General features: G+C 71.5%; 16 protein-coding genes and 1 tRNA gene. 12 read left to right on the plus strand and 5 right to left on the minus strand.

Annotated elements, in window-relative coordinates:
- Positions 1–513 precede the first annotated feature (513 nt).
- Both NMN56_RS41515 and NMN56_RS41520 read left to right on the plus strand, forming a co-directional pair.
- Positions 514–1,311, plus strand: a complete 798-nt coding sequence (locus tag NMN56_RS41515) for an RNA polymerase sigma factor (RefSeq protein WP_274046747.1) — start codon at positions 514–516, stop codon at positions 1,309–1,311.
- Positions 1,311–2,732: a hypothetical protein gene (locus NMN56_RS41520; protein WP_274046717.1), complete on the plus strand. Its 1,422-nt coding sequence runs from the start codon at positions 1,311–1,313 to the stop codon at positions 2,730–2,732. The genes NMN56_RS41515 and NMN56_RS41520 overlap by 1 nt, the downstream gene beginning before the upstream one ends.
- 371 nt (positions 2,733–3,103) lie before the next feature.
- Here NMN56_RS41520 and NMN56_RS41525 read toward each other — a convergent pair whose 3' ends face one another.
- Positions 3,104–3,997 (minus strand): L,D-transpeptidase family protein, encoded by an 894-nt coding sequence (locus NMN56_RS41525; protein WP_274046716.1) that lies wholly within the window; start codon positions 3,995–3,997, stop codon positions 3,104–3,106.
- Between the two features lie 345 nt (positions 3,998–4,342).
- Here NMN56_RS41525 and NMN56_RS41530 point away from each other — a divergent pair, with 345 nt between their 5' ends.
- The 6 genes from NMN56_RS41530 (at position 4,343) to NMN56_RS41555 (ending at position 12,814) form a co-directional block, all read left to right on the plus strand.
- Positions 4,343–5,926: an acyl-CoA mutase large subunit family protein gene (locus NMN56_RS41530; RefSeq protein WP_274046715.1), complete on the plus strand. Its 1,584-nt coding sequence runs from the start codon at positions 4,343–4,345 to the stop codon at positions 5,924–5,926.
- 255 nt (positions 5,927–6,181) lie between these two features.
- Entirely contained in the window at positions 6,182–7,630 is a 1,449-nt protein-coding gene (locus NMN56_RS41535) for an amidase (protein ID WP_274046714.1), read from the plus strand.
- 178 nt (positions 7,631–7,808) lie between these two features.
- Positions 7,809–8,813 carry a helix-turn-helix domain-containing protein gene (locus tag NMN56_RS41540; protein WP_274046712.1) on the plus strand — a complete coding sequence of 335 codons (1,005 nt, stop codon included), beginning with the start codon at positions 7,809–7,811 and terminating at the stop codon, positions 8,811–8,813.
- 60 nt (positions 8,814–8,873) lie between these two features.
- On the plus strand, positions 8,874–9,245 hold the full coding sequence (locus tag NMN56_RS41545; RefSeq protein WP_274046711.1) for a VOC family protein: 372 nt from the start codon (positions 8,874–8,876) through the stop codon (positions 9,243–9,245).
- Positions 9,246–9,756: 511 nt separating this feature from the next.
- On the plus strand, positions 9,757–11,178 hold the full coding sequence (locus NMN56_RS41550) for an NAD(P)/FAD-dependent oxidoreductase (RefSeq protein ID WP_274046710.1): 1,422 nt from the start codon (positions 9,757–9,759) through the stop codon (positions 11,176–11,178).
- A gap of 331 nt (positions 11,179–11,509) precedes the next feature.
- Complete coding sequence (locus NMN56_RS41555) at positions 11,510–12,814, plus strand: class I SAM-dependent methyltransferase (protein WP_274046707.1); 1,305 nt, start codon at positions 11,510–11,512, stop codon at positions 12,812–12,814.
- A gap of 260 nt (positions 12,815–13,074) precedes the next feature.
- Here the strand turns inward: NMN56_RS41555 and NMN56_RS41560 are convergent, their stop codons facing one another.
- Together NMN56_RS41560 and NMN56_RS41565 are read right to left on the minus strand one after the other, a co-directional pair.
- A complete protein-coding gene (locus NMN56_RS41560) occupies positions 13,075–15,612 on the minus strand; it encodes an ABC transporter permease (RefSeq protein WP_274046705.1) in 2,538 nt (845 codons plus the stop codon).
- Between the two features lie 64 nt (positions 15,613–15,676).
- Positions 15,677–16,390, minus strand: coding sequence for an ABC transporter ATP-binding protein (locus tag NMN56_RS41565; protein WP_274046746.1), 714 nt, complete (start codon positions 16,388–16,390; stop codon positions 15,677–15,679).
- Positions 16,391–16,962: 572 nt separating this feature from the next.
- Here NMN56_RS41565 and NMN56_RS41570 point away from each other — a divergent pair.
- Positions 16,963–17,047: transfer RNA gene (locus tag NMN56_RS41570), tRNA-Leu, on the plus strand.
- Between the two features lie 259 nt (positions 17,048–17,306).
- On the plus strand, positions 17,307–17,804 hold the full coding sequence (locus NMN56_RS41575; RefSeq protein ID WP_274046703.1) for an STAS domain-containing protein: 498 nt from the start codon (positions 17,307–17,309) through the stop codon (positions 17,802–17,804).
- 138 nt (positions 17,805–17,942) lie between these two features.
- Here the strand turns inward: NMN56_RS41575 and NMN56_RS41580 are convergent, their stop codons facing one another.
- Positions 17,943–18,848 (minus strand): SigB/SigF/SigG family RNA polymerase sigma factor, encoded by a 906-nt coding sequence (locus NMN56_RS41580; protein WP_274046702.1) that lies wholly within the window; start codon positions 18,846–18,848, stop codon positions 17,943–17,945.
- A gap of 148 nt (positions 18,849–18,996) precedes the next feature.
- Positions 18,997–19,836, minus strand: coding sequence for a sulfite exporter TauE/SafE family protein (locus NMN56_RS41585; RefSeq protein WP_274046701.1), 840 nt, complete (start codon positions 19,834–19,836; stop codon positions 18,997–18,999).
- Between the two features lie 465 nt (positions 19,837–20,301).
- Here NMN56_RS41585 and NMN56_RS41590 point away from each other — a divergent pair, with 465 nt between their 5' ends.
- Together NMN56_RS41590 and NMN56_RS41595 are read left to right on the plus strand one after the other, a co-directional pair.
- Positions 20,302–22,494, plus strand: coding sequence for a hypothetical protein (locus NMN56_RS41590; RefSeq protein WP_274046700.1), 2,193 nt, complete (start codon positions 20,302–20,304; stop codon positions 22,492–22,494).
- Positions 22,495–22,591: 97 nt separating this feature from the next.
- The gene (locus NMN56_RS41595) at positions 22,592–24,214 is read left to right on the plus strand and encodes an amino acid ABC transporter substrate-binding protein (RefSeq protein WP_274046699.1); all 1,623 of its coding nucleotides are present in this window, start codon (positions 22,592–22,594) and stop codon (positions 24,212–24,214) included.
- The last annotated feature ends 138 nt before the right edge of the window (positions 24,215–24,352 follow it).

Genomic DNA, 24,352 nt, shown 5'->3' on the forward strand with positions numbered 1-24,352 from the left:
CTCTAGGACTCCCCCCGGCCGTATCCGGGCCTGCGGTGGAGTTGGGTGGGAGTTGGGGGTGGGAGTTGGGTGGGGCGGGGCATTGGGGTGGGGGGGCTGGTATGCGAAGACGGCCGAGCTCGCCACCCCCCACAGGAGAGACCCCGGCCGCCGTCGGTCACGGGCGCACTACGCCAGCGGCTTGCCCGTACTCACATCTGCGCCGTGCCCCCGCTATCTGTTACGCCCAGGTGTCACTGACACCGGGCGACCGTGTCCTCACGCATTGCCTACGGCTGTACCCGGCCGCACGGTCGGCATGGACGAGCGAGCACACTTGGCCTTAGCGTGCTTCATCGCATCGCCACCAGGAAGCTGACCCCTGGCGCGGCGTACACGGCAACCGGGCCGCACGGCCACAGGACCGCCAGGCAGGACAACAACACGGCGTATGGCACACGACGCGCCCCCTCTGGGGCGTGGCCAGAACGGCCAGGACCGTCGCGATTTCGCGGAGTGGGGCGAGACACGAGCGTGCAGGGGGACGACGCGGAGCTGACCGCTGCGGTACGCGCGGCGCAGGAGGGGGACGAGCCCGCCTTCCGCACCGTCTACCGGACCGTGCACCCGCGTCTGCTCGGATATGTGCGCACCCTGGTTCCCGACGCGGACGCCGAGGACGTCGCCTCCGAGGCGTGGCTCCAGATAGCCCGCGACCTGTCCCGCTTCAAGGGCGACGCCGACCGCTTCCGTGGCTGGGCGGCCCGTATCGCCCGTAACCGCGCCCTCGACCACCTGCGGATGCGGGGCCGCAGGCCGGCCGTCGGCGGGGACGAGAGTGAGCTGGCCGGTATGCCGGCGGGGACCGACACGGCGGACGAGGCGCTCGAAGCGCTGGGCACGGGCCGCACGATGGCGCTGATCTCCCGGCTGCCCCGCGACCAGGCCGAGGCCGTGGTGCTGCGAGTGGTTGTGGGGCTTGATGCGAAGAGCGCGGCGCAGGTGCTCGGCAAGCGCTCGGGCGCCGTACGTACGGCCGCGCACCGGGGTCTGCGCAAGCTCGCCGAGATGCTGGAGGCGTCCCCCGACGGGGTGGCCGGCGCGGGCGAGCCGGGTGGTACCTCCAGCGAGGGGAACGCCGGTGAGGGGGCCTCCAGCGGGGGCGATCCCGCTCACGGAGGCGCCGCGGGGGGTTCCGCCGGGGGTTCCGGGACGGACCAGGCCGGCGGCGGTTCGCGGCCGAAACCCGACAGCGGTGCGGGAGAGGGCAGGGCTAGGGGCATGGCGCGCGGTGTGACGCATAAAGCCACACGAACGCTGAGGGAAACGTGATGGCGGACGACCGGTACAACTGGCTGGACGAACAAACCGCGGAGCGCCTGCTGCGCGGTCTGCCGGTCGATGCCCAGGGACTCCAGGAAACACGGACCCCGAACCCCACCGAACAGACCCCCTCGCAACCGGATATACCGCCTGCGGACCAGGACCGGAAAGCGGCGGAAAGTGGTCAATGTCCGAAGGGTGAGGATGGGCTGAACGTCCCCTCGGGCGCCTGGTTCCGCGAGGCCGACCGCCGTACGGCCGACCGTCTCGCCTCCGTTCTCGGTGAACTGGCCGCCGAACACGCGGCACCGCCCGCCGCGGCACGCGGTGCCGCGCCCGTCGAACTCCCGGGTGAGGCAGCCGCCTTGCACGCCTTCCGGCAGGCGCGTGTCGGTGTGCTGCGCAGCGGCTCGGTCGGGATGGCGGAGCCGGACGGTGATTCCGCTTCGGGTTCCGTATCGGGCGGGACCGCGGCCGTCGGCGCCGCCGGGAGCCGCCTGTGGGGGAGAGGCAAGGGCCGCGCGGGCCATGACGAACGGCGCGGCGCGCGCTCCCTGTTCGGGGGCAGACCGCTGCGCGCCGGTTTCGCGATGGCCCTCGCGGGCTGCGCGCTCGGCGGGGTGGCCGTAGCGGCGGGCGCCGGCGTGCTGCCCACCCCCTTCGGCGGCGGGGGCACCCCCGCCGCGAGCGTCTCGCCCGTGGCCAGCCCCAGCGGCGAGGGAAAGTCCAAGGGCGGTACGAGCGAGGGCACGGACGGCGAAAAGGACCAGGACACCGCCGGCGGCAAGCGCGACCGCAAGCACCCCTCCAAGGAGCCGGGCGACGACAAGGACGGCTCGGGCCGACCCGAGGACGACGGCGCCGGCTCCGAGAGCGGCTCGCCCCACGAACGCGGCAAGGGTTCGGGCAAAAGCACCGCCAACGACCGGGACCGCGGCCGGGACGAGGACCGCGACAACCGGTACGGCTCAGGCCCCGGCAAGAAGGCCATCGCCGCTGCCCTGTGCCGGGCCTACTCCGAGGGCAAGCTCAGCCCCGGCGACCGCAGGAAGCTGGAGCGCGCCGCCGGCGGACGCGCCGTCGTGCAGAAGTTCTGCGCCCGGCACGGCCTCCCGCCCGCCTCCTCGGGCGGCTCCAACGGAGCGGTCGGCTCCGGGGGTTCGGGCCAGCACGGTGGCGGTTCCAACGGACACGGCGGTTCCAACGGGCACGGGGGTCAGGGCGGTTCGGGCGGCGACGGAGACGGCCCCGAGGGGCCAGGCGGCTCCGGCGGGGAGGACGACTCAGGCGGCCCGGGCGGCTCAGGCAACTCCAACGGAGGCTCGGCGGGCGCGGCGCCCTCCGTCCCCGACGGCCCCGGTGAATCCGGGGCGACGGGCACCGGAGGCGGAGCCGAAGGTGCGGTGACGGGCGCCACATCCGGAAGCTGACTTCCGGTGTGACACTTTTTCGGCACCCGACGCTGAAGAGAGTGAGCCGACTGGTCATCGGCGGCGCGGAAAGCCCGAGGTTCCCCCCGTACCTCTGGGTTCGCGCGATAGGCGCGGGCGGGACACGTTCCCCCGGTCCCGCCCGCGCCCCCTTCTCGGGGGTTACGGGGGTCGCTCCCCGGAAGGTTGCAGTCCCCGGTCCCGCCCGCGCCCCCCTGCTGTCCGGAGAGGGCCGGCACACGCCACCCGGCGACCCTGCCCCGTCCGACACCCCGGCCCCGCACGACGGCCCGTTGCCCCAGGGCGGGCCGCTGCCCTAGCGGGCCTGATCGGCTGCGCCGTACACGGTTACGCGCCGCCAGGGCCACCGCTCACTTGTAGACGACGACCTTGTCGCCGTTCCTGACCTCGGCGAAGACCTTGGCCAGCTTCTTCTTCGCGCGTACGTTCACGCAGCCGTGCGAGGCGCCGGAGTAGCCGCGGGCCGCGAAGTCGGAGGAGTAGTGCACCGCCTGACCCCTGCTGAAGAACATCGCGTACGGCATCGGGGTGTCGTAGAGCGTGGAGTGGTGGTGGCGGCTCTTGAAGTCGACCTTGAAGAGGCCCTCGCGGGTCGGGGTGTAGGCGGAGCCGAAGCGCACGTCCATCGCCGCGCGTACCTCCCCGTTCACCATCCACGCCAGCGTCCGGCTCTTCTTGCTGATGCACAGCGCGCGCCCCGTCGTACAGCGCGGGTCCGGCTTGGCCAGGGGCCGTGTCGTGGGCGGGTACAACTCGTCGCGCAGCGGTGCATGGGTGCGGGCACGCAGGGCGTGCAGCAGCGTGTCGGTGACCTTGCCGGTGCGGGGCAGCCCTTGCTGCCGCTGGAAGGCGGAGACGGAGGCGGCCGTCACGGTGCCGTAGTAGCCCGTCGGGTTCTGGCCGAAGAGGCCGATCTGCCGCAGCCGCGCCTGGAGTTCACGTACCCGCTCGCCACGCGCGCCGGGACCCAGCACGGTCTGTGCGACCGGCCGGACGGGACGGGTGGCGCGCGGGGTGGGAGAAGGCGGGGGCGAGGGTGTGGTCTTGGTCACGGACGGAGTCGGTGACGGCGTGTGCGGCGGGGCCTTCCGCGGCTCCTTCGGCACCTGTTGCGGCGCCTTCGACACCCGTACGGGCGCCCCGCCCGCGCCGGGTTGTGCCTGGCAGCCCGCTACAACGCACGCCACCAGCAAGGCCGCTACCGCGGCCAGGCCACGACGAGTTGATGCCCCCACCCCGCGCATTCCCGTCCCCCCGGACAGTCCGACGGATGTACCGGTCCATCACTGCCCAGCGTGCCGCCCTCGCGAACCTGCGCGGCTGCGGGGGATGCTGTGAGGAAGGTCCCAGGCGGCGGACCTCCACGGCTCGCACGCCGGTCGCTACAGTCCGTGGCGGGCGTGGACGCGTTCGCCGCACCCGTCCGTCCCGCGCGCGTACGGCGGCTGCGTTCTTCGCGGCTGCTGTGCTCTCGGCGGGTTCGGTGGCCTCGGCGGCTTCCGTGGTTTCCGCGGCTTCGTGTCTCGCGCGCACGGCGGCCCGTCAGCACCCGACAGTACCCACAGCACGGCTTTCACGGAGGCTTCACCATGGCTCGCCTATCCGAATCCGGTCAGCCCATCGAGCCGGTCTACGGGCCGGACGCGCTGCGGGAGTGGGAAGCGTCCGAGAAGCTGGGGGAGCCCGGCTCCTATCCGTACACGCGCGGTGTGTACCCGTCGATGTACACGGGCCGGCCATGGACGATGCGGCAGTACGCGGGGTTCGGTACGGCCGCGGAGTCCAACGAGCGCTACAAGCAGCTGATCGAGAACGGCACGATGGGCCTGTCCGTCGCCTTCGACCTGCCGACCCAGATGGGCCACGACAGCGACGCGAAGATCTCGGGCGGTGAGGTCGGCAAGGTCGGCGTGGCCATCGACTCCATCGACGACATGCGGGTCCTGTTCGGCGGCATCCCGCTGGACAAGGTCTCCACGTCGATGACGATCAACGCACCCGCCGCACTGCTGCTGCTCCTCTACCAACTCGTCGCCGAGGAGCAGGGGATCGAGCCCACGCAGCTGACGGGCACCATCCAGAACGACGTGCTCAAGGAGTACATCGCGCGGGGCACCTACATCTTCCCGCCCAAGCCCTCGCTGCGGCTGATCGCCGACATCTTCAAGTACTGCAGGACCGAGATCCCCAAGTGGAACACGATCTCGATCTCCGGCTACCACATGGCCGAGGCGGGAGCGACGCCCGCGCAGGAGATCGCCTTCACGCTCGCCGACGGCATCGAGTACGTACGTACGGCGGTGGCTGCGGGGATGGACGTGGACGACTTCGCGCCCCGCCTCTCGTTCTTCTTCGTCGCGCGGACGACGGTGCTGGAGGAGGTCGCCAAGTTCCGTGCGGCGCGCAGGATCTGGGCGAAGGTGATGCGTGAGGAGTTCGGCGCCACGAACCCCAAGTCGCTGATGCTGCGCTTCCATACGCAGACGGCCGGTGTACAGCTGACGGCGCAGCAGCCCGAGGTGAACCTGGCGCGGGTGACCATACAGGCGCTCGGCGCCATCCTCGGCGGCACCCAGTCCCTGCACACCAACTCCTACGACGAGGCCATCGCACTGCCCACCGACAAGTCGGCACGCCTGGCCCTGCGCACGCAGCAGGTACTCGCCTACGAGACGGATGTGACGGCGACCGTCGATCCGTTCGCCGGCTCGTACGTCATGGAGTCGATGACCGACAACGTGGAGGCGGCGGCCGTCGATCTCATGCGGCAGGTCGAGGACCGCGGCGGAGCCGTCGCCGCGATCGAACAGGGCTTCCAGAAGGGCGAGATCGAGCGCAGCGCCTACGCCATCGCGCAGGAGACCGACAGCGGGGAACGCGTCGTCGTCGGCGTCAACCGGTACCAGATGGCCGAGAAAGAGCCCTACGAGCCGCTGACCGTCGACCCCGCCATCGAACAGCAGCAGGCCGACCGCCTCGCACGGCTGCGCGCCGAGCGGGACGGCGCCGCCGTGGAGGCCGCGCTCGCCGATCTCAAGAAGGCGGCTGCGGGCGACGAGGCGAACGTCCTCTACCCCATGCGCGAGGCCCTCCGCGCCCGCGCCACCGTCGGCGAGGTCTGCGACGCGCTCCGCGAGGTGTGGGGCGCCTACGTGCCGACGGACGTGTTCTGACCACGGGAGCGCCTGCTGATCACCGGAGCGTTCCGACCACGGGAGCCTGCAGATCACCGGAGCGTTCTGACCACGGGAGTCTGCTGATCACCGGGCGTTCCACCGGGGCGTTCTCCGACCCCGCGCGCCCGGCCATGGCAGCCGCACGTTCCGCGTGCCACGTGCCCATGGCCGGGTTACTCATGGGTTTCGAAGCGGCCCGGGTTCGGGGACAGTAGGCGCATCCGGAACGCCGAACGAGGGTGCGAGGTGCCGATGTCGACCGAGACCGGGTCAGCGGAAGAGCCACGAGCGGCGGGCGTGAGCACCGGCGGGCCCCTGCCGGGGCTCGCGCGGGCCGCGGCGGAACTGGCCGAGGGGCACACGACCTCACGCGCCCTCACCGAACGGGCGCTGGAACGCATCCGCGCCACCCAGCACTCCCTCAACGCCTTCCGCAGGGTGCGCGAGGAGGCCGCGCTCGCCGAGGCGGAAGCCGCCGACGACGCGCTGCGCGCCGGTGAGCGGCGCCCCCTGCTCGGGGTCCCGCTCGCGGTCAAGGACGACACGGATGTCGCGGGCGAGCCCACTGCCTTCGGCTGTGCGGGCGACTTCGCGCCCAAGACGGCCGACGCCGAGGTGGTACGGCGGCTGCGCGCTGCCGGTGCCGTGATCGTCGGCAAGACCAACAGCCCCGAACTCGGCCAGTGGCCCTTCACCGAGGGCCGTGCCTTCGGGCAAACCCGTAACCCCTGGAACCCGGCCCACACACCCGGCGGCTCCTCGGGCGGCTCGGCAGCCGCCGTCGCCGCGGGACTCGTGCCCGCGGCGCTCGGTTCGGACGGCGCGGGCTCCGTCCGTATCCCCGCCGCCTGGACCCATCTGATCGGCATCAAGCCGCAGCGCGGGCGCATCTCCACCTGGCCCGACCCCGAGTCCTTCAACGGCATCACCGTCTACGGCCCCCTCGCTCGTACCGTCGAGGACGCGGCGCTGCTCCTCGACGTGGCGGGCGGCAGCCACGAGGGTGACCTGCACAGGCCGCCTCCCATCGACGCGCTGGCCGCCGTCGGGCGCGACCCCGGGCGGCTGCGGATCGCGCTCTCCACCCGGTGGGCGTTCACCGCGACTCCCAAGACGCTGCACCCGGCCGTGACCGCGGCCGTACGGGCGGTCGCCGACCGGCTCGACGCGCTCGGCCATGACGTGGAGGAGGCCGACCCGCACTACGGGCCCATCGGCCTGACCTTCGTGCCCCGCGCGACGGCCGGTATCCGCGAGTGGGCTTCCCGCATGCCCGACCCCGCGCTGCTCGATCCCCGTACCCGGGGGGCGGCCCGTACGGGGCAGCTTCTGGCAGGGCCCGTGCTGCGTGCCGCGCGGGCGGCGGAGGGGCCGCTGCGGCACCACGTCGGCAAGATCTTCCGCCGTTACGACGTGGTCCTCGCCCCCACCACCGCCACCCCGCCCCCTCGTATCGGAGACCTCGCCGCGCTCTCCGGCTGGCGGACCGACCGCGCGATGATCGCCCACTGCCCCTACGCCTGGCCCTGGAACGTCCTCGGCTGGCCCGGCATCAATGTCCCCGCCGCCCTCACCGAAACCAACCTCCCCCTGGGAGCCCAACTCCTGGGCCCCGCACACACAGAACCCCTCCTCATCTCCCTGGCCTCCCAACTGGAAGCCGACCAGCACTGGCACACCCACCGCCCCGCCCCGGGGTAGGGGGCACCCTCAAATCTTCCCGCCGCGACGGCGCGCACCCGAGACGCCCTGTCCGGCGGTGCCGAACTCACCGTGCGCCGCGAAGGACGGGCGCGACCCCCTGTCAGAGGGGCCTGGCACCGTGAGAGGCGTGGAAGGCAGCGGCAGCGGATCCCGCAGCGGGGCCGGGGGTGAAGGCGTGCGACACGTGGACGGTGGGGACTGGCGCATGTGGGAGCGGGCTCCCGCAAAGCCGCTGGCCGGCGGCATCGTCGAGACGTACGAGGGGTACTGGGAGCGCAGAGCGACCCCGTTGCGCCGCACTGAACTCCCGTACGGCGGCGTGACGTTGATCCTCAGTTTCGGCGACCCGATCGCGGTGACACCGGCCGCACACTCGACGGCCGGCCCCGCGACGACGGGCCCCTCAGCGACAGCGGCGTCGGCGGCGTCGGAGGCATCGGCATCGGCGGGCCCCACGCCGCAACCGCACAACAGCTTCGTCGCGGGCCTCTTCGACGCCCCCGTCATCACGGAGCACGACGGGGCGCAGCACGGCATGGAGATCCGGCTGACCCCGGCCGGGGCGCACGCGGCGTTCGGCGTGCCGCCGGGCGCGTACGCGAACAGGGTCGTGCGCTGGGACGACCTGGCCCCGCGTCCCCTCGCCGGGCTCGCCGCTCGCCTGGCCGAGGCGCCCACGTGGACGGCGCGTTTCGCGCTCGCCGACCGCGTGCTGTGCGACCTGGTAGCCGACGCGCCGCCGCCAACGCCCGAGGTGGCGCACGCCGTTGACCTGCTGACCCGTACGGAGGGCCGTACGACGGTCGCCGAGCTGGCCCGCGAGACGGGCTGGAGCAGGCGCCGGCTGGCGGGCAGGTTCAGGGAGCACGTGGGCATGCCGCCCAAGGTGTACGCGCGTGTGCTGCGCTTCCAGCACGCGCTGCGCCTGCTGGAAGCGAAGGCGGCGCAGGCGGCGCAGGACCCGCAAGGCGCGCAGGCCACCCGGGACGTACAGGCCATCCGGGACACGCGGGGCGGTGGCCTCTCGGCGCTGGCCCAGGCGTGCGGCTACTACGACCAGGCGCATCTGAACAGGGACTTCCGTGCGCTGGCCGGCTGTTCGCCCACCGTCTACCTCGCGGGACGGCATCCTCCGGGCGCGTTCCCATTCGTCCAATACGGGGCCCTGGCGGCGTCGTAACGTCGCTCGGGTACGGGCCCCGCTCGCGGGGCCGACCGTCCCGGCGAGGAGGACTCCGCCATGCCGCTGTACCCCGCACTGACATACCGCGACGCGCGCGCGGCGATCGCGTTCCTGGAGAAGGCGTTCGGCTTCGAGGCGACGCAGGTGCACGAGGGCGAGGGCGGCGACATCGCCCACGCCGAACTGCGCCTCGGTGACGGCACCGTCATGCTCGGCACGGCCAAGGACTCGGGGCCCATGGGGTCGCTGGGCCCCGCCTGTGTCTACGTCGTGGTCGAGGACATCGACGCGCACCACGAACGCGCTGCCGCGGCGGGCGCCGAGATCGTCTCGGGGCCCACGGACATGGACTACGGCTCCCGCGACTACGCAGCCAAGGACCCCGAGGGCAACCTGTGGTCGTTCGGCACGTACAGGCCGGCGGGCTGAGCGGGCGACTGAGGGCGGCCGAGGGGAGTGGCTGAGGAGGGCGGCCGAAGGGGCGGCCGAGGGGGCCGCCGGGAGTGAGACCCCGAGCCGCACCAGAGGCCCCGGGTCTCACTTGAGCACGCGAACACTCCGCTGATAGGGGTGAAAGCGGGTGAGGGCAGCCCGCGAAAACTCAGCGCCGAGGACTTTCGTGAATTTCTTCACATGGAAAAGTGCCCGGTGAGGGCCGTTTTTCGAGACGGAGCGACATGTTCCTGGGGCGACGCGTACGCGGGTGGGCCGTAGCGTCACGTTACGGTCAGCTCGCCCGGAGAAGCACGGGCGAGTGGTCCACCGGAGAGGTCCGTGATTACCGCAGCTCAAGATGTGCGTGAACGGCTCGCGGGGCGGAGTGGTTCCCCTCGGTCCCTGTGGGGTCGATCACGAGGCGGCGGAGTGTAGCAGAGGGGGTACAGGTGCTTGTGAAGGCCCTCACGAAGTCACCCCCCGCCCTGGGTGGATACTCGATTTCATGAGCACCACGGAGCGTCCCCGAATCCTCGTAGTGGGTGGCGGGTACGTCGGTCTGTACGCAGCGCGGCGCATTCTGAAGAAGATGCGCTACGGCGAGGCGACCGTCACGGTCGTCGACCCGCGGTCGTACATGACGTACCAGCCCTTCCTGCCCGAAGCTGCCGCAGGCAGCATCTCCCCCCGCCACGTCGTGGTCCCACTGCGACGCGTGCTCCCCAAGGCCGAGGTCCTCACGGGCCGCGTCACCACGATCGACCAGGACCGCAAGGTCGCCTCCGTCACGCCGCTGGTCGGCGAGGCGTACGAGCTGCCCTTCGACTACCTGGTCATCGCGATGGGCGCGGTCTCCCGGACCTTCCCCGTGCCCGGGCTCGCCGAGAACGGCATCGGCATGAAGGGCGTGGAGGAGGCGATCGGCCTGCGCAACCACGTACTTGAGCAGCTCGACAAGGCGGACTCCACACAGGACGAGGACGCCCGTCGCAAGGCCCTCACCTTTGTCTTCATCGGCGGTGGCTTCGCCGGCGCCGAGACGATCGGCGAGGTCGAGGACATGGCGCGCGACGCCGCCAAGTACTACCCGAACGTCAAGCGCGAGGACATGCGCTTCGTGCTCGTCGACGCGGCCCCCGGGATCCTTCCCGAGGTCGGGCCCAAGCTCGGCGAGTGGGGCCTCGAACACCTCAAGAAGCGCGGCATCGAGGTCTACCTCGGCACCTCGATGGACTCCTGCGTGGACGGCCACGTAGTGCTCAAGAACGGCCTGGAGGTCGACTCCAGCACGATCGTGTGGACCGCCGGCGTCAAGCCGAACCCGGTGCTCTCGCGCTTCGGTCTGCCGCTGGGCCCCAAGGGACATGTCGACGTCGGCGCCGACCTCCAGGTCAAGGGCACCGACCACATCTGGGCAGCGGGCGACAACGCCCAGGTTCCTGACCTCGCCGCCGGCAAGGAGGGCGCCTTCTGCCCGCCCAACGCACAGCACGCGCTGCGTCAGGCGAAGGCGCTCGGTGACAACGTCATCTCCGGTATGCGCGGCTTCCCCCAGGGGAAGTACAAGCATTCCAACAAGGGCGCCGTCGCCGGCCTCGGCCTGCACAAGGGCGTCGCGATGATCGTCGTCGGCAAGACCAAGATCAAGCTGAAGGGTCGGCTGGCCTGGTACTTCCACCGTGCCTACCACGGCATGGCGGTGCCGACCTGGAACCGTAAGATCCGGGTCTTCGCCGACTGGACCCTCGGGATGTTCCTCAAGCGCGAGGTCGTCTCGCTCGGTGCGATGGAGCACCCGCGCGGAGAGTTCTACGAGGCCGCAGCGCCGGTGACGGCCGCGGCAGCGGCGAAGGCGGCGGCTGCCACCGAGCCCGACAAGGCGGACGACAAGGTGGACAGCAAGGGCGAGAAGGCCACGGCTTCCTGAGCCTCACCGGGCGCGGGCCCGCCGTGCCCTCTCCCTTCACCTGACCGCACGCCAAGAGGGGCGTGAGCCGTCCGTGGGGCTCACGCCCCTCCGGCATGTCCGGAGCCGGAAGCGAGAGGCTGCTCGGCGGCGCGGCCACGCGTGCGGTCCGGAGCGTATGGGCGTGTGCGCATGTGCGGGCTCCGGAGCGCGCGCTTGGCTGAAGTGCTGCGGCGCACGGCGAATCTCGGGTGAACCCCCTCGGTTTTCTGTGCACAGTGGGCATACACCGACCCCAGGTCGTGTTACGTGTATGGGGAATCCACCCCTTCATTTCACGGAGGTGTGCTCAATGGCCGCTGTCGCGCCACGGATCGCCGCACTCGCGGAGAAGGCACTGGGAGCGCCGCTCCCCGTCCGCGTACGCGCCTGGGACCGGAGCGAGGCAGGGCCGCCGGGAGCGCCCGTCCTCGTGCTCCGTAACCGCCGTGCGCTGCGCCGAGTGCTGTGGCGTCCGGGCGAGCTGGGGCTCGCGCGCGCCTGGGTCGCCGGGGACATCGACGTCGAGGGCGACCTCTACGGCGCGCTCGATGTGCTGGCCGGGCTGATCTGGGAGACGGGCGAGGACAGTTCGGGCGCCCGCTCCCTGCTCGGGCTCGCGCGCGACCCGGACGTACGGGCTGCGGGCGCCGAACTGCTGAAGCTGGCCGGGCCCTCGCTGCCGCCTCCGCCACCGCCGGAGGAGAACCGCCGGCGTACCGGGCTGCGCCACACCCTCAGCCGCGACCGCAAGGCGATCCGCCACCACTACGACGTGGGCAACGACTTCTACGAGCTGGTGCTCGGCCCCAGCATGGTCTACTCCTGCGCCTACTGGCAGCAGGACGGAACCCTGGAAGAGGCCCAGCGCGACAAGCTCGACCTCATCTGCCGCAAGCTCGCGCTGCGCGAGGACCAGCGGCTGCTGGACGTCGGCGGCGGCTGGGGCTCCCTCGTACTGCACGCTGCGCGTGAGTACGGCGTACGCGCCGTCGCCGTCACGCTCTCCCGGGAGCAGGCCGTGTACGGCCGTAAGCGGGTGGCCGAGGAGGGGCTGACGGACCGCGTGGAGATCCGCGTCCAGGACTACCGCGAGGTCAACGACGGCCCGTACGACGCCATTTCCTCCGTCGGCATGGCCGAGCACGTCGGTGACGCGCGCTACCGCGAGTACGCCACCGACCTGTACGCGCTGCTGAAGCCGGGCGGGCGGCTGCTCAACCACCAGATCGCGCGGCGCCCGCTGGCCGACGAAGAGGCGTACGAGGTCGACGAGTTCATCGACGCGTACGTCTTCCCCGACGGCGAACTCGCGCCCGTGGGGCGCACGGTGAGCATGCTGGAGGAGGCGGGGTTCGAGGTGCGCGACATGGAGTCCCTGCGCGAGCACTACGCCCGTACGCTGCGCGCCTGGGTCGCCAACCTGGAGGCGGCCTTCCCCGAGGCGGCCCGCCTCACCTCCCCCGGCCGCGCCCGCGTCTGGCGCCTCTACATGGCTGCCTCCGCCCTCTCCTTCGAGCGCAACCGGATCGGCGTGAACCAGGTTCTCGCCGTCAAAACCCCCACCGCCGGTACCTCCACCCTCCCGCTACGCCCCCGCTCCTGGACCGAGAGCTGACTCGTCCCCCCTCTGAGGGGGTGCCCGGCGGGGGAGAGGTCGCCAACCTCTTTCCGCCGCGGCGGCGAGTCGTCCGACGGCGTGGTCCGGCGGTGCCGGGCGGGCCTGGCGGCGCGAGGTTGTCGGGGGTGTCCGCCGCCGCGGCGGGAAAGGGTGGGGTGGCCCTCCCCCAGGAGGACGAGGCCCCCCGTGGAGGACGAGGACGGACCCCGCCCCCTCGTGAGAGGAGACGGGGCCCGGGGGTACCCCGCGATCAAGTGTCACTCGGTCTTGATCGCGGCCAGCATGTTGAGGCGGGCGGCCCGGCGTGCGGGCCAGAGGGAGGCGAGGACGCCGACCAGTGCCGCGAGGGCGAGGAAGAGGCCGAGCCTGCCCCAGGGGAGGACCAGCGTGTAAGTGTCCAGCCCGGCTCCGGCGATCAGTTCGCCGGCCGCCCAGCCGAAGAACACGCCGAGTCCGATGCCCAGCACCCCGCCGAAGAGCGAGATGACCAGCGACTCCAGCCGCACCATCCGCTTGATGCCGCGCCGGTCGAGACCGATGGCGCGCAGCATCCCGATCTCCTGGCCGCGTTCGAAGACCGACATGGCCAGCGTGTTGATCACGCCGAGCACGGCCACGATGACGGCCATCGCGAGCAACCCGTAGAGCATGTTCAGCATCAGGCTGATCATCTGCGAGACGCCCTCGGAGACGTCCTTCTTGTCCTGGACGAGGACGGCGGGGTTGTTGCCGAGCTGCTTGTTGAGCGCTTCCTTGACCTTGGCGCCCGCGCCGTCCTTCGTCTTGGCGAGGATCTGCATGTCGGCGACCTTGGCCATGTGCGGGGTCACGGACGCGTTGTCGGCCAGGATGCCCTTCATCATCTGGTTGCCCTTGTAGAGGCCGCCGACCGAGAAGGTGCCCTTCTTGCCGTCGTCGTAGGCCACCTCGAACGTCGAACCGAGCTTCCAGCCCTTGCTCTTGGCCGTTTCGGTGTCGACCACGACCTTCTTGCCGCCGCTGAGCCCGGCCCAGCCGCCCTGCCGGAAGTCCAGCGAGGCGAGCTTGCCGATGGTGGCGCCGTTGACGCCGGTCAGGTACTCGGTGTCGCCGTCGATCTCCGCGGGTGTGTTGCGCAGCGGGGAGGTGGCGGTGACCTCGTCCATCGAGGACAGCTTCTTGTCCACGTCGGGCGAGAGCGGCGTGTAGTTGGCCATCGAGATGGTGTAGTCGGCCTTGAGGGAGTCCGAGGCCATCTTGTCGATGCCCTTCTGGACACCGTTGGCGATCACCGTGAGGCCGGTGATGAGGGTGAGGCCGATCATCAGCGCCGAGGCGGTGGCCGCCGTACGGCGCGGGTTGCGCACCGCGTTCTGACGGGCCAGCTTGCCGCTCACGTTGAACATCCGCAGTACGGGCGCCGCGGCGGCGATCAGCGGCCTGGACAGCAGTGGCGTCAGTACGAAGACACCGATCAGCAGCAGCCCGGCGCCCAGACCCATCGGGGCCTTGCCGTCGTCCATGGAGGTCGCCAGCAGCACCAGCGCGGCGCCCGCACCGGCGAACAGCGCGCCGATCGTGTTCCGTACCACCAGCGAACGCGTGGTCGCGGGGGCGTGCACACTGCCCATCGCGGCGACCGGCGGGATCTTGGCGGCGCGGCGTGCGGGCAGCCAGGCGGCGAGCACCGTGACGACGACGCCGACGACCAGCGATGTGACCACCGTGGAAGGTTCGATCACCAGCGGGCCCGAGGGCATGGTGCCCATCTTCCCGACCAGGGTGCGCAGCGCCGCACCGATACCGATTCCGGCGGCCATGCCGGCGAGCCCGGCGACGGTGCCGACGGCGAGCGCCTCGATCAGCACCGAACGTGTCACCTGGCGGCGGCTGGCGCCCACGGCCCGCAGCAGCGCCAGCTCCTTGGTGCGCTGTGCGACGAGCATCGTGAAGGTGTTGGCGATGATGAAGATGCCGACGAACAGCGCGATGCCGGCGAAGGCCAGCAGGCTGGTCTTCATGCCGGACATGCTCGACTCGATCGTCTTGGACTCGTCGTCGGCGAGCTTCTTGCCGGTGACGGCCTCGGCGTGCGCGGGCAGGATCTTCTCGACCTGCTGCTTGAGCGCGGTCTGCGAGACGCCCTGCTGGGCGGCGAGGGCGATCTCGGTGTACTCACCGGGCTTGGCGAAGAGCTTCTGCGCGCTGGCGTTGTCGAAGAGGACGAGGGTGCCGCCGGCGGCGACGTTGCCGGCGTCCGTGGTGAAGACGCCGGTGACCTTCTCCTCGCGCACGGGCCCGTCGATGGACATCCGTACGGTGTCGCCGACCTTGTAGCCGGTGCGCTCGGCGGTCTTGGCGTCCAGCGCGACCTGGCCCGGCGCGCGCGGCGCCTTGCCGCTCTTCATCGGGTAACGGGGGTCGGTGCCCTGGCCGTTGTCGCCCGCGTAGTAGTTGGCGCCGTTGGTGGAGAAGCCGTCTCCGACGAGCTTGCCGTCCTTGTCGGACAGCGCGGCGAACCCGGAGACGACGCCGGTCGCCGACTTGGCGCCGGGCAGGTCTCCGGCCCTTTCCAGGGTGCGCTGGCTGATCGGCGAGACGGAGCCCCGGCCTTCGGGCGCGTCGCTGTTGTCCTGACGTACGGAGACGTCGACGTGCGCGAAGCCCTTCTGCGAACTCTTGTGGAAGGCTTCGGAGATGGTCGAGGTGAAGACCAGGGTGCCGGAGACGAAGGCCACGCCGAGCAGCACGGCGAGCATGGTCATCAGCAGCCGGGCCTTGTGCGCGAAGACATTGCGCAAGGCAGTACGGAGCATGGGGAGTCCTGGGTGAAGTTCCTGGGAGAGGTGTCGGGTACGGGACGCGCGCTCGCGCGCTGTCTCAGCTCGTACGCACCCTGGCGTCGAGGGACTTCATCCGCTCCAGCACGCTGTCGGCCGTCGGGCCCATGAGGTCGTCGACGATGCGCCCGTCGGCGAGGAAGACGACGCGGTCGGCGTAGGCGGCGGCGACCGGGTCGTGGGTGACCATGACGACGGTCTGGCCCAGCTCACGCACGGAGTTGCGGAGGAAGCCGAGGACCTCGGCGCCGGAACGGGAGTCGAGGTTGCCCGTCGGCTCGTCCCCGAAGATGATCTCGGGCTTCGCCGCCAGCGCGCGGGCGACGGCGACGCGCTGCTGCTGGCCGCCGGAGAGCTGGTTGGGGCGGTGCTTGAGCCGGTCGGCCAGGCCGACGGTCTGGATCACGCGGTCGAGCCAGGCGCGGTCGGGCTTGGTGCCCGCGATGTCCATGGGGAGGGTGATGTTCTCCAGCGCGTTCAGGGTGGGAAGCAGGTTGAACGCCTGGAAGATGAACCCGATGCGGTCGCGCCGCAGTTGGGTCAGCTTCTTGTCCTTGAGGCTCGTCAGCTCGGTGTCACCGATGCGCGCGCTGCCCTGGGAGATCGAGTCGAGCCCCGCCATGCAGTGCATCAGCGTGGACTTGCCGGAACCCGAGGGGCCCATGATCGCGGTGAACTCGGCCTGCCGGAAGTCGACGGTTATCCGGTCCAGCGCGACGACCTGCGTCTCGCCCTGGCCGTAGACCTTGGACAGTTCCGTGGCCCGCGCCGCGGCGACACCGGCGTATCCCTGGACGGGGGCTGCTGAGCGCGGGTCTCCCGCGGGGTTCTGGGGGCGTGTGCTGGTCGTCACGGCGCGGTGCTCCTGTCGAGACGGTGAAGGGCGGACGGAACTTTCGTTGTGCCTCCATCGTTGCTTCCATTCCGCCGCTCCGGATCAGCCCCCGCTCCGGTTTCCGGGGGGCCTTCGGACGTACCCCGCGCTCCGCCCGTCCTCCTTGGGGATGACAACGGACCCTGATGCGACCGCCGCGACGCTGCCCTTCGGCACCCTTTTCTCGCGGTAAGGACCGGCTTTCCTCGCGGTACGGGCCGGGAACGCGTGACCGAGCGGCGACTTTCCGTCATTCCTGGCGAGCCGGGCACGTGCGGGGCAGCGCTCCGAAGTGGCGCATGTGGTACTGATGAGCCGTCAGTTGCCAATAAAATAAGACAACATCGGTCTGTCGATCCGCTGTTCGGGGGATGACCCTGGATAGGCTCATCCCCGCGCCCTGGGGAGGGCCGTGTGCGCTCCGGAGTGCACAACGCGGTCCAGGAGCCGGTGCCCGGATGGTGGAATGCAGACACGACGAGCTTAAACCTCGTTGGCCTTCGGGCCGTGCCGGTTCGAGTCCGGCTCCGGGCACCAACCGGCCCACGGCGCCCCGGCGTTCTCACCTTACGTATGTCCCGCGTCACTATGGGACACGAGTCGTCGCCGCCGGGGCCGAGGCGCCCTCCCCCGGGCGCGCACTCCTCGCGGAACGGCATCGACCGACCCCCGATACGGTGCTGGCCGTTCCGCATGCCGCGTGGTCCCCGGCTGGATCTAGACTGTCGTCGAATGCGTGGCACCAGTGGAACGGAACCGGCCTCATCGCCGAACCGCTGCGGGGGAGGGGAGTGGGATGAGCGCGTGGGACACCGACCGACTGTCGATCACCTCGCTCGCCGTCGGCGACGAGTGCGCCGTACTGCGGCTGAGCGGTGAACTCGACCACGGATCCGAGAAGTTCTACCTCGACCGCATCGGCGCTGCGCTCAGCGCCGGCTACCGCTACCTCGTTCTCGATGTGACCGCGCTCGTCTTCTGCGACTCCCGCGGCCTCAACTGCCTGCTCGCGCTGCGCTGGCTGCTGCACCGCCGCGACGGGATGCTACTGCTCGCCTGCGTCGGCCGCCGGTTGGCGCACCTCCTCGCGGTGACGGGCAGTACGGAGGTGCTGCCCGACTACGCCAGCGTCAGCCAGGCCCTCGCCACGCTGCCCGCCGAGCACAGGCCCGTCTGGCCGCCGCCCGCGGGCCACCACCCCGATCTCCCGCTGCACAGCCCCGAGTCCGTTGAGTCCTCCTGGCAGCGGGGCGCCAACCCGCACCTCCCGCCGACGGGGCCCGAGCCGCGGTAGGAGTGCCGGACTCCCGCCCGGTGGACGGCTTTTGCCGACCCGCGTACGGAACGTAAGTGCGCGCACGCTGAGGGTGCGTACGTGCCCCGGCGGTGTGAAAGCACGGCTGACCACGCGCCACCTGGGCCGCCCCCGGCGTCACGTGGTGCCGGTGCCGGCCTCGCTGTCGGCTTCGGTTCCGGGATCGGGGTCGGGGTCGGCTTTCTTGTGTTCCTCGTGTTCCCCGGGTCGCTCCGGCTGCTCGGCGCCCTCGATCTCCTCGCGTACGCGGCGGCATGCCGAGGAGATGAGGCGGGAGACGTGCATCTGCGAGATGCCGAGCAGCACCGCGATGTGCGACTGGGTCATCTCATGGAAGAACCGCAGGTAGAGGATGTACTGCTCGCGTTCGGGCAGATGGCACAGATACGTTCTGGCGGCCTCGCGGTCGACGATGTGGTCGTAGCGCGGGTCGTCGGAGGTGAGGGTGTCGATGAGGTGGACGGCCTCGGGTGCACCGCCGCCGGTGTCCTGGGTGACGGGGGCGTCCAGGGACAGTGAGGTGAAGCTGTGCAGGGCCTCCAGGCCCATCAGGGTCTCCTCCTCGGACAGGCCGCTGTGCGCGGCCAGTTCGGCGACCGTGGGGGAGTGGCCCGAGCCGCCCGAGGCGGTCAGTTCCAGCTCGCGGAGACTGCTGCGCACGCGGTTGCGCAGGGACTGGACCCTGCGGGGGACGTGGACCTCCCACATGTTGTCGCGGAAGTGCCGCTTCAGTTCGCCGTCGATCGTGGGGATCGCGAACGTCTCGAAGGCGTTGCCCCGCTCCGGGTCGTACCGTTCGACGGATTTGACCAGGGCCAGCGCGGCGACCTGTTCGAGGTCCTCCAGGGCCTCGCCCCGGTTGCGGTATCTGCGTGCCAGGCGGTGTGCCATCGGCAGCCACGCCGTCACCACGCCCTCCCGGAGCCGCCTGCGCTCGGGGCACTCCCGCATGTTCGCGATCGCCCGGAAGTCGGCGTCCGTGTTCGGGGCATCGTGACGGCCGGGACGGGTGGTGGTGCTCATGGAACGGCTCACTCCCACGTCACGTATCGGGTGCGCGTGGCTCCTTCACGCCGGGTGGGGGGCATCGCTAAATGTCCCTCTTTAAAGGGTATGACCATAATCCCCCCTCGCTGCGCGACCTGCTACTGGAGCCCCGGCAGCCCGTCCCTCACCTCAGCAGGTGCACCAGCGCGACCCCGCCGACGGCCACGACGAGCCCGCGCAGAACGGTGGGGCTCAGCCGCCGCCCGATCCGGGCTCCCACGTGGCCGCCGAGCGCCGACCCGGCCGCGATGAGCGCGACGGCCGTCCAGCTGAAGTCGGCCACGAAGAGGAAGAAGAGCGCGGCCACGGCGTTGACCAGCGCGACCAGCACGTTCTTGGCGGCGTTCAGCCGGTGCAGGGTCTCGTCGAGGAGCATGCCCATCAGGGCGATGTAGAGGATGCCCTGCGCCGCGGCGAAGTAGCCGCCGTAGACGCTGGCCAGCGTCAGCCCGGCGTACAGCAGCGGCCCGCCGTCCCTGCGGGTCCTCCCGGGCCGGGAGCCCGCGTGTTCACTGGCTACGTGCTCGCTGGCCATGTGCTCGTCGGCCGTGTGCTCGCCGGCCGCTGCCGCTGCCTCGCGGCGGCGGCGTACGGCTCTGCTCAGCCAGGGCTGGAGCACCACCAGGACCAGCGCGAGTCCCACCAGCACCGGCACGATCCGTTCGAAGGCGGCGGCGGGGAGCGTCAGCAGCAGTGTCGCCCCGGTGAAGCCGCCGAGCAGGGCGCCCGTACCCAGGCGCAGCAGGCGTCTGCCCTGGCCGCGCAGCTCCTCCCGGTAGCCGAGGGCGCCGGTGAGGGAGCCGGGTATGACGCCGAGCGCGTTGGAGACGGTGGCGGTGACCGGTGGCATGCCGGTGGCGAGCAGTACGGGAAACGTGATCAGCGATCCGGAGCCGACAACGGCGTTGATGCCGCCCGCGCCCACGCCCGCGAGCAGAACGGCCACCATCTCGACGGTGGTCATGCGCGTGCCTGGCGTGCGGAGCCCGAGGGGTGGGGGAGGTGCCGAAGGTGCGTGCGGTGCGGGAGGCTCGGGAGGGGTGCCATGACCTGCACGTTAGACGCGGGACGCTTCGGCGTCTGCCGAACTGTGGAGCGGTGGGGTGCGGTGGGCCGCGGCGGGTCGCGGGCGGGATACGGCCGGATGGGCCGGGGCGGAGCGGCCGGGCGGGGAGGGGGGCCTGGGCGGCCCGGATGCTGCTCGTCGGGGCATCGGGGCATCGGGGCATCGGGGCATCGGGGCATCGGGGAGCCGGGGCGTCGGGGCATCGGGGTGTCCGGGCGGCACATGCGTACCGTCCTGCGCACCTGTCACACAGGCCCCGACCTCCGCACGCGGAGGGTGTGAGACCGCTCCCCTCGTGCGGTGCTTTGCACTACTCTCACGACGCACCTCACACCGTTTCGGACGTGCTGCCTCGGGGGGCTTGTGCAGGACGATCTCGGGTTCGACAGGCTGCTCGACGACGACGGATTCGTCGCCCGGTTGCTCGGCAGGACCCGCTCAGGGCGCCAACGCAAACCGCTCTACGGGCCCGACCTGCCCGTTGTCTTCCTGGTCGGCGGCCCTGGCATGGGCAAGGGGCGGCTGCTGGGCTGCGTGCGGCACGACTTCGGGCGCTTCGTGCCGACGGCGCATCTCGACTGCGGTGCGCCAGCCGTCACCGAACGGGTCGCGCAGCGCCCGGAGTTACGGTCCGAGGTGACCGAGGCGCTGCGCGAGATGGCGCTCCAGTTCGGCAAGTGGCAGGGCACCGGTGGGGCCCTGCCGGCGCCCCGGCTGTACGCGGGGTTGCTGGCCGTCGCCACCAGCGATCGGCGCTCCAGTACGGAGTCCCTGGTCAGCGAGGTGCGGGAGCAGGACGGCCTGCTGCCGCCCGGGACCTTCTGGCGCGGGGTGCTGAGCCGCGCTGTGCGGGGCTACCTCGCGGCGCTCGGCGGTCTCGTGGCCACGCCGGCCGCCGTGCCGATCATCAGCGCCGTCCTCGACGAACTGCTCGCGCGCATGTCCAGGGAGGGCACGGCCGCGCTGAAGCGCTGCTACGGCGAGTACCCGGGGGCCGGCGGTTCGCCTGAACTGGGCCTGCACACCCTGGCTGCGCACTTCCAGCAGGGCGGCCAGGGCCGCGAGAACGCCGAGAAATTCCTGTTCCGCGCCCTGCGCGAGGACATCGAGGCAGCGCACACCTCCGTCACGGGACGCATGACGCGGGTGGGACGCCCCGCGCTGCTGCTCGACCGGGCGGACAACACCCTCGGACGCCGGCTGACCAGGGCCGTTCTGGAGGACCGTGAACGCGGGCACCACGACAGGCTCGTCGTGCTCGCCACCGCGCGCCGCGAGGACGGCGGGCGCTTCCTCCATCCCCCGGGGCACGCCGACGAGGGCCGAGCGGCCACCTGGCAGCCGGCTGACGGCGGGCTGCCCACCTGGAGCCGCAGCCCCGTCGGCGACCCCGGGCTCGCGTCTCCCGGGCGGGGCGCCCTTCTCGTCCGTATGCCCCTGCTGACCCGGGACCAGCAGGAACGCGAGATCGCCAGGACACAGGGGAGCGTGGGCACGGGCGCGGGCGGTCAGGGTCTGCCCGTGGGCCCCGGCTTTCCCGGCAGCGGCCCCTCGCGGCTGCGGGTGGAGACGGGCATCCGCAGGCTGAGCGGCGGGCGCCCGCTGTTCGTCTCCCGGCTCGCTGAGGCGACGGCCGCCTTCCGGATGCCCGAGGAGGGCTCCGACTGGGACCTGCTCGACGCACCCGCGGGTACGCGGGACGAGCAGGAGGAACACGCCGTCGCCGACGTGCTCCTGGACGATCTCGTCGTCCGCCAGCTCCCCGAGGAACTCCCGCCCGAACAGCGCGAGCACTGGCTCGACCTGCTCAGCCATCTGTCGGTCGCGCACGACGCCGACTGCGCGCAGGCGCTGATGCGGGAGCGGCAGGCGGAACGGGAGGAGCGGCTGTCCGCCTACCGCATCGCGGAACTGCTGCGCGACTGCGGCTGGCCGCACTGCCCGCGGCACTTCATCGGGGACCTCGGGCTGCGCCATCTGCTGGCGCGGCGGCTGTACGGGACGCGGGCCGGTGGTGCCGCCTGGCGGGAGGACCACACCTTCCTGCGCGACCGCCTCGCGGGAGAGGAGGAGGGGGCACCTGACGCGCTGTTCGGCACGGCGGCGGCACACCGTATGCACCACCACCTCGCCGCCGACGGTGCCGGGAACGGCCACGGCGCCCCGGGCGCCGAAGCGGTCACCAACTACCTGGCCCGTACGTTCTACACCCGCGAGACCCGGGACTGGTGCGGGGAACTGCTCGCCATCGCTGACGTACCGCTGCTCGGCGGGCCCGACGACCGGCGCGCGCGTGCGCTCGGCGCCGGGGGAACGCGCGGGGGTGCCTTCCACCGCCGTGTCGACAAGCTGCTGCATGTCGTATGGCTGTGCGAGGACAGGGCGCGGACGGTCGACGATGCCGTGACCAGCACCCTGCGGCTGCTGCTTGAGCGGCTCAGCGACGAGTCCGAACACGGCGCCGAGGTACTGACGCGGGTCGCCGGCGAGTGGAGCGAACGCGCGGGGAACAAGCAGGCGTTGCTGCCGTGCGCGTGCACAGGGCACATCCGGTAGGCGGTCGGGCGGTCGGGCGGGCGGTCGGCAGTAGCAGCAGGCGGCAGGCAGTTGGCGGTGGACGGCGGGCAGGCATCAGCAGGAGGGGGCAGGGTCGGTGTTCAACTGGTTCTTCAACGTGTTCTGGGCGAACGGGCTGCGCAAGGCGCTCACCGTGGTCCTCGCCCTGGCCCTTGTCGGGGGTGGCGGCTATGTGATCCGTGAGGCGGTCGTCTCGCCCGACCTGTGCGCCGACGGCGTCGAGAAGAGCGGGGGCGAGTGTGTCGGCACCAACGGTTCCGGTTACGACTTCGGCACTCCGGAGATCCGCAAGGTGGCGGGCGCCATCGCCAAAGAGAACCGCAGGGTGGCCGCGGGACCCCACATCACCGTGGCGGTGATGCTGCCGCTCCAGCCCGACATCCAGGCCGAGCGCAGGCAGTTGCGCAGTGAGCTGCAGGGGGCCTACCTGGCGCAGTACCGGGCCAACAGGCAGGAGGAGGAGCCGAAGATGCGCCTGGTGCTGGCCAACCCGGGCGACGACTACCGCCAGCACGCACGCGTGGTCGACAGGCTCGCGGAGATGGCCGACTCCACCGAGGACAACCTCCGCGCCGTCACGGGCTTCAACCTCAGCCTGACCTCCACCAGGGACGTCATCGACCGGCTCACCAACGATCTGAAGATCCCCGTGCTCGCCAGCCGTGTCACCGCCGACGAACTGGCCAACCTGCCCGACGCCACCGGGAAGCCCCGCTTCGACGGTCTGGCCCGCGTCATCCCCACCAACCACAAGCAGGCCGACGCGCTCGCCGAATTCCACCGCGACCTCAAGGACAAGGACACCGTGCTGGTCAGGGACACCAGGCGCGGTGACATCTACGTCGATTCACTGGCCTCGGCCTTCGGCCGCCCGGAGAAGGGGCCGCCCGGCTCCAAGGACCAGGAGTTCACCTCGCCCGGCATCACCAAGCAGGGCGACACGGGCAACGACTTCGCGCTGATCGGGCACAACATCTGCCAGTCCCAGGCGAAGATCGTCTACTTCGCCGGACGCCCCGTCCATCTGCGCCTGTTCGCACTGAAGCTGGCGGCGGCGCCGTGCGGGGACAAGAGCTACACCATCGTGAGCGGTTCGGGCGCCGCGACCCTGGACCGGTACATGAGCGCCGCCGACTGGCGGGAGCTGCGCGGTACCGAACCGGGCAAGCCGGCGATCACCGTCGAGTACGCGGCCCCGGCGCACCCCGACGCCTGGGACGTGTCGTTGCGCGACTGGGAGAAGGAGCGGAAGAAGGCCACGGGCAAGAAGCCGGGGGAGGCGGGGCGGCCCGCCTATCTCACCGAGCCGCAGCGCGAACTGGCCGCGCTGCGCGCGCTGATCACGAAGGAGAGTGCCGGGGACATCGGCCCCGTACGGCTGGACGACTCCCGCACGATGCTCGTGCACGACGGGGTGCACACCATCGCGCAGGCCGTCTTCCTCGCCAACGCGCGGGCCGCGGGCTCGGTCCCGCCCCGCGAGCGCGTCGCTGCGCAGTGGCCACGCCTGGACTCCGCACACCGCGTGCGCGGCACCAGCGGCTGGATCTGTCTCACCAATGGCGGCAACCCGTACAACAAGCCCGTCGCCGTCGTCCGCCTGGATCCCCGCACCCGGAAGGTCGCCTTCTCCGGCCTCGCCTGGCCCGAGGGGCGCCCCCAGCCGCCGGGCTGCGTCGTCCCGAGCGGCACCGGCTGACGCCGGCTGACACCGGGCCACCGCATGCCCCGGACGGACGCCCGGACGGACGCCCGGGGGCAGTGCGTGCGGCAGGACGTTCGGCAGGGCGTCGTGCGGCGGCCCGTGCGCTTCACGTGCGAGGGCGGGGCCACGGCC

This window comes from Streptomyces iconiensis (genome assembly GCF_028657195.3).
Taxonomy (GTDB): domain Bacteria; phylum Actinomycetota; class Actinomycetes; order Streptomycetales; family Streptomycetaceae; genus Streptomyces; species Streptomyces iconiensis.

Coding starts and splice junctions, on each gene's coding strand:
- NMN56_RS41520 (WP_274046717.1), top strand. CDS start 1,311: ATGGCGGACGACCGGTACAACTGGCTGGACGAACAAACCGCGGAGCGC.
- NMN56_RS41525 (WP_274046716.1), bottom strand. CDS start 3,997: ATGCGCGGGGTGGGGGCATCAACTCGTCGTGGCCTGGCCGCGGTAGCG.
- NMN56_RS41530 (WP_274046715.1), top strand. CDS start 4,343: ATGGCTCGCCTATCCGAATCCGGTCAGCCCATCGAGCCGGTCTACGGG.
- NMN56_RS41535 (WP_274046714.1), top strand. CDS start 6,182: ATGTCGACCGAGACCGGGTCAGCGGAAGAGCCACGAGCGGCGGGCGTG.
- NMN56_RS41545 (WP_274046711.1), top strand. CDS start 8,874: ATGCCGCTGTACCCCGCACTGACATACCGCGACGCGCGCGCGGCGATC.
- NMN56_RS41550 (WP_274046710.1), top strand. CDS start 9,757: ATGAGCACCACGGAGCGTCCCCGAATCCTCGTAGTGGGTGGCGGGTAC.
- NMN56_RS41555 (WP_274046707.1), top strand. CDS start 11,510: ATGGCCGCTGTCGCGCCACGGATCGCCGCACTCGCGGAGAAGGCACTG.
- NMN56_RS41560 (WP_274046705.1), bottom strand. CDS start 15,612: ATGCTCCGTACTGCCTTGCGCAATGTCTTCGCGCACAAGGCCCGGCTG.
- NMN56_RS41575 (WP_274046703.1), top strand. CDS start 17,307: ATGAGCGCGTGGGACACCGACCGACTGTCGATCACCTCGCTCGCCGTC.
- NMN56_RS41580 (WP_274046702.1), bottom strand. CDS start 18,848: ATGAGCACCACCACCCGTCCCGGCCGTCACGATGCCCCGAACACGGAC.
- NMN56_RS41585 (WP_274046701.1), bottom strand. CDS start 19,836: ATGACCACCGTCGAGATGGTGGCCGTTCTGCTCGCGGGCGTGGGCGCG.